The 4,187-nt window shown below is 71.9% G+C and carries 4 protein-coding genes; 2 read left to right on the top strand and 2 right to left on the bottom strand.

What is annotated here, in order from left to right; genetic code table 11:
* Positions 1-139: 139 nt before the first annotated feature.
* Both ACFWY6_RS18830 and ACFWY6_RS18825 read right to left on the bottom strand, forming a co-directional pair.
* The gene (locus tag ACFWY6_RS18830) at positions 140-916 is read right to left on the bottom strand and encodes a hypothetical protein (protein ID WP_384691444.1); all 777 of its coding nucleotides are present in this window, start codon (positions 914-916) and stop codon (positions 140-142) included.
* Positions 917-1,292: 376 nt separating this feature from the next.
* A complete protein-coding gene (locus ACFWY6_RS18825) occupies positions 1,293-2,333 on the bottom strand; it encodes a helix-turn-helix domain-containing protein (RefSeq protein ID WP_384691441.1) in 1,041 nt (346 codons plus the stop codon).
* A 184-nt stretch (positions 2,334-2,517) separates the two neighbouring features.
* On the opposite strand from ACFWY6_RS18825, the gene ACFWY6_RS18820 reads away from it, so the two are divergent.
* Positions 2,518-3,147, top strand: coding sequence for a hypothetical protein (locus ACFWY6_RS18820; protein ID WP_384691439.1), 630 nt, complete (start codon positions 2,518-2,520; stop codon positions 3,145-3,147).
* Positions 3,148-3,220: 73 nt separating this feature from the next.
* Positions 3,221-4,102, top strand: coding sequence for a MerR family transcriptional regulator (locus tag ACFWY6_RS18815; protein ID WP_384691436.1), 882 nt, complete (start codon positions 3,221-3,223; stop codon positions 4,100-4,102).
* Positions 4,103-4,187: the final 85 nt, after the last annotated feature.

Here is a 4,187-nt window from a genome sequence, read left to right as displayed (position 1 = left end):
AGGGCACAACGCGCCCCGCTGTTTGTGGGGTGATATCCCCGGGCGCGGGGGGGGGCGGGACGCGCTGTCCCCCGCCCCCCTTACGGGGCGCGCGGTACCGCACCGGACTTCGTCGAGTCCGCCGAGAAGGCGCTACACGTCATCCCCGGTTGCGGATGCGCACGCCGTGGCGGGTGCGCATGCGGTGCAGTTCCCACAGCGCCACCGCGGTCACGGACACCGGGCCGCCGAGCACCGCGCACCACTGTGCGGCCGGCGGCCCGTGCGGCATTCCGCCTTCGAGGGCGACGCTGCAGAGCATCAGCTCCCAGACGAGTACGACGGTGAGCGCGGCCGGCAGAGCGGCGTGCACGTTGGACGTGTTGAAGGCATAACGGGCGGCGTAGGCCGAGGAGAAGCCGAGGAACGGCAGCAGCCAGACGAGGCCGATGAGCAGCGCGAGCGCGATGAGGCCGTTCACGAGCGTGCCGTGGTTCTGCTTCAGGATGACGGCGCTGCCCGCCAGTACGAGTCCGACGCCCACGAAGATGCCGATGTACCAGCCCACGGCCTTGAGCGGCGCGCGCAGCCGGGAGCGGAGCAGCCGCCGTTGGTCGGCGGGCGCGTAGCGGATGAAGCCGAGGACGACCAGCGGCCCGGTGAAGATCAGCAGCAGCGGGGCCAGGATCAGCTTCACGACACCGTCGTTGGCGACGCCGCTCCAGCCGTCGTCCGCTCCGTACGTGTAGACGAGCAGGAGGCTGGCAGCCAGACCCACGACCGCCCGCGACAGTTGCACCTGCGTCACAAGGCGGTCCGGGATATGGCCGGGGCCAGGCTGGTTGAAGATCGCCTCGGCACGGCGGCGGGAGGAACGGATCACCGGGATGAGCGGCGAGACGAAGAAGAGCGCACAGCCGGAACGCCACCGCCGCACGGGCTGCGGTCGATAGGGCCGTGGCGGGTAGGGCTGCGGAGGATAGGGCTGTGGCGGGTAGGGCTGCGGGTGCGGGGCCTGCGGTGGCGGGCCGTAAGGATCACCGCCGCCTTGTGGCGGAACGCCCCCCGGTCCCCAGCCCTGGTATCCCCCGTGTGCCACCGTTCCCCCTAGCCTCCTGCAGCGCTTCCGAGCGCGCGCAGTTTACTGGCCGGAAGCGAACTGGCGTCAACGGCGGGAAGGCACCCCAGCGTTTCAGTCCCCCCGGGCGCCACTGTGCCACGTGACCGGTGTCCGTCCGCATGGCCTGCACGTCCCGCCCCTGAAGCCACTGGGATGCCGTGGACCACTGTCCTCGCGCCGGGCGGTCAGGGCATCAGCAGGGCGTGCGGGCTTTCTTCGCATCCAGCGCACCCGCCCTGACCTCGCTCGGCGGGACGCCGTACGCATGGCGGAACGTGCGGCTGAAGTCCGCGGGGTGGCGGAATCCCCACCGGGCCGCGATCTCGCCGATGGGCAGGCGGTGCAGGGCGGGGTCGGTCAGGTCGGCTCGGCAGCGTTCCAGGCGGCGGCGCCGGATCGTGGCGGCCACGGACTCCGGTTCGCCACGGAAGAGTTGATGGAGTGTGCGTACGGAGATGTGGTGGTGGGCGGCGACGGCCGCGGGGCGCAGTTCCGGGTCGGCCAGGTTGTGGTCGATGAAGGCGTTGATGCGGGCGAGGAGTACCGCCTGGCGCGTCTGAGCGGGCAGTCCGTCCGCGTCGCCGAGATGCGCGGCCAGCAGCGACGCGGCCAGGTCGACCCCGACCGCACCGATCCGGGCCAACTCCGCGGGCCCGCAGTCGCGGACGGCGTCCGCAAGGCCCTTCAGGTACGGGACGAGCAGCGCCCCGGATCCGGACCGGGTGGACAGCGGCTCGGCAAGCAGCCTGTCCGCCCGCCCGTTCGCCAGCGGAAGAACGGTCCGTGGCAGCCGGAACTGCGAGCTCTGGCAGGAGCGGCCCTTGTCGAGGAACTCCACGGCCAGCGGGTGCGACGTGGAGAACAGAGCCATCTCGCCCGCCTCCAGGCAGGCGACACCGCGCCCCTGCTCAAGGCGGATCGAGGTGCCGCCCCCGACCAGGAGCAGGAAGTACTCCTCGGTGTCCTGGCGGCGGATCTGGACAGGGGAGCGCCAGGCCGACATCGGGGAGTAGGTGAAGGTCCCCAGCGGGCTGTGCGGCAGTTGCACGGTCACCGCCCGTCCCGTGAAGCGGGACGCGTACGGGCTGCGGGACGTCACCGGCATGACCGCCTCGCCCACCAGGTCGTTCCACCAGCCGAACCGCTCCGGCACCGGAATCGACTCGGTGTCCACCGTCACCACCGGCCCTGCCGGCCTGCCGCTCCGCTCCGCCGTGTTCGTAAGCATGGGCATACAACGATGATGCCGGGCCGAGGAGTTGGCGGAGAAGAGCGGAGAAGAGCGGAGGAGAGAAGAAGGCGCTTCGGCCAGAACACGACCACCTTGCAACCACCCTCGGGCGCACCGGAGTTGACGTCACCCGCGGCTCGCCCCCTGCGCTCTTCCCCAACCTCCCGCCGCCTGCCATCGTTCCGGCATGTATCCGTACGGGCCGCCTCCCGGACCCCCGCCGCGCATCGACGCGCGGCAACTGCGGCCCCGGTGGGGATGGTTCGTCGTCGCGGGGATCGTCGCGGCCGTCGGTGTGGCCGTCGGCATCGCGAGCTTCGTGCTCACACTGACCTCGGCGGTGGACTCCGTCGACGACGGCAGGGCGTTCGCCAGCGGGCGGTCCGTCACGGTGCGGATCGCGCCCGACGACGACGCCGCCATCTACGTACGCAGCCCCTTCGTCGCCCGCGCGCACTGCAAGGTCTCGGGTCCGCCCGGCTCCGTGCCGCGCGTGGTGACGCCCGGCGGAACGTTCAACGTGACCAAGAACGACATCAGTTGGGAGCGGGCGTTCGTACTCAAGACGGACACGGACGCGGACTACCGGGTGATGTGCGACGACCCGCGCGGCGTCCTCACCTTCGCCCCCGGCGACAGCACCGACGTCTCGTCCTTCGTCGGCGGCATAGCGGTGACCGTCCTGGTGCCGCTCGGCGGGATCCTCGCGGCCGCCGCCCTGGCGATCATCGTCGGCGTACGACGCGGCAGGCACCGCCGGTGGCTTGAGGCGCAGGCCTATTACGGATACGGCTACGGCGGCGGGCCGCCCGGTTGACCTTGCCCCTGGGGCAGAGCGCATCGTCCGGAGCACCGGGCCGACAACGGACCCGGTGACGGAGGATGCCCCCATGGACCCGGACCCGGACCCGCTGCTCACCATCGGTGAATTCGCCGCCCGCGCGCGGCTCTCGCCCAAGGCGCTGCGCCTGTACGACCGCCTGGGGCTGCTGGCCCCCGCCTACGTGGACGGGGCCACCGGCTACCGCTACTACCGCACGGCCCAGGTGGAGGACGCCCGCACGGTCGTCCTGCTGCGCCGGCTCGGCATGCCGCTCGCGGACATCACCGGGATCGTCGGCATGGACGGCGAGCAGGCGGCCCGGGCGGTCGCCGCGTACTGGGCGGGCGTCGAGGAGCGCCATGCCGAGCAGCGGACGCTTGCGGGGTACCTCCGTGGACGCCTTTCAGGAACAGGAAGAGGACCCACGATGGATGCGACGCACGAGAAGGACTTTCCGGTCAGGACCATCGACGTACCCGAGCAGTACGTCATCAGCGAGACCCGGCATCTGCTCGCCGAGGAACTGCCGGCCTGGATCGACGCCTCCACGCGCCGCCTCGAAGAGGCGGCCGAGGCCGAGTGCGGCGGCGCGGCGGGCGCACCGCTCGTCGTCTACCACGCCGAGGTGACGCAGGACTGCGACGGCCCCGCAGAGGCGTGCGTCCCGGTCAGGGACGCGGCAGCCGCGCGGACGTGGGCGCAGACGGCGGGGCGGCAGCGGGGCGTCGAATCCCGCGTGGAGCCCGCCCACCGGCTCGCCTTCACCCGGATCACGAAGGCGCAGGTCTCCTACCCGCAGATCCTCGCCGCGTTCGAGGCGGTCGAGGCGTGGATCGCCCGCGAGGGCCTGAAGGTCACGGGCCCGTGCCGCGAGATCTACTTCGCGGAGTGGGAGACGACGGGCCCCGACGACCAGGTGTGCGACGTGGCGTTCCCCGTGAGCCGGTAGCGGTATGACGGTCGGGTCCGCCTCCCGGGGGAGGCGGACCCGTTCTCCGGAGAGACGCGGGACGAAGTCCGGTGCGGTACCGCGC

The organism is Streptomyces sp. NPDC059037, assembly GCF_042740015.1.
Lineage (GTDB): Bacteria > Actinomycetota > Actinomycetes > Streptomycetales > Streptomycetaceae > Streptomyces.
The sequence above is the reverse complement of the archived record's forward strand: the minus strand, read 5'-3'. Positions and strand labels throughout refer to the sequence as shown.

Excerpts from the sequence above, each read along its gene's own strand:
- ACFWY6_RS18825 (WP_384691441.1), bottom strand. The coding sequence starts at position 2,333 with ATGCCCATGCTTACGAACACGGCGGAGCGGAGCGGCAGGCCGGCAGGG.
- ACFWY6_RS18820 (WP_384691439.1), top strand. The coding sequence starts at position 2,518 with ATGTATCCGTACGGGCCGCCTCCCGGACCCCCGCCGCGCATCGACGCG.
- ACFWY6_RS18815 (WP_384691436.1), top strand. The coding sequence starts at position 3,221 with ATGGACCCGGACCCGGACCCGCTGCTCACCATCGGTGAATTCGCCGCC.